Below are 457 nucleotides of genomic sequence, written 5' to 3' on the forward strand. Positions count from 1 at the left end.
TTTTAAGGAGGTGGCCGATGGTTCGAATCCATCACGGGTCACCATTTATAAATGTTAATTAATTTTATGGTCCCTTCATCTAATGGTTAGGATTTTGGATTTTCATTCCAACCATAGGGGTTCGAATCCCCTAGGGATCACCATATTATTTGACATTTATTTGGTCGATTAGCTCAGTTGGTAGAGCGCTACCCTTACAAGGTAGACGTCGCAAGTTCGAGTCTTGCATCGACCACCATTTTTAAGAATCCTAAAATACAGTGGTATTGATTTTTAAATCTTATTTTAACAGTGACATCTATTTACAATTTATTGTATTTAGTATTTTTAAGCGCGGTAGTAGTTTAGTTGGTTAGAACGCCTGCCTGTCACGTAGGAGGTCGAGGGTTCGAGTCCCTTCTACCGCGCCACTTTTTATTTAATGTGACCCGTTAGCTCAGCTGGTAGAGCATCTCCC

3 tRNA genes are annotated in these 457 nt (G+C 40.3%); all 3 read left to right on the forward strand.

Features of this window, described 5'->3' with window-relative positions:
* The first annotated feature begins 68 nt into the window (after positions 1 to 68).
* The 3 genes from GBG18_RS15120 (at position 69) to GBG18_RS15130 (ending at position 410) form a co-directional block, all read left to right on the forward strand.
* Positions 69 to 143: transfer RNA gene (locus GBG18_RS15120), tRNA-Glu, on the forward strand.
* Between the two features lie 19 nt (positions 144 to 162).
* Positions 163 to 238, forward strand: a tRNA-Val gene (locus GBG18_RS15125).
* Between the two features lie 95 nt (positions 239 to 333).
* Positions 334 to 410, forward strand: a tRNA-Asp gene (locus GBG18_RS15130).
* Positions 411 to 457: the final 47 nt, after the last annotated feature.

The organism is Poseidonibacter ostreae (assembly GCF_009208075.1).
Classification (GTDB): Bacteria; Campylobacterota; Campylobacteria; order Campylobacterales; family Arcobacteraceae; genus Poseidonibacter; species Poseidonibacter ostreae.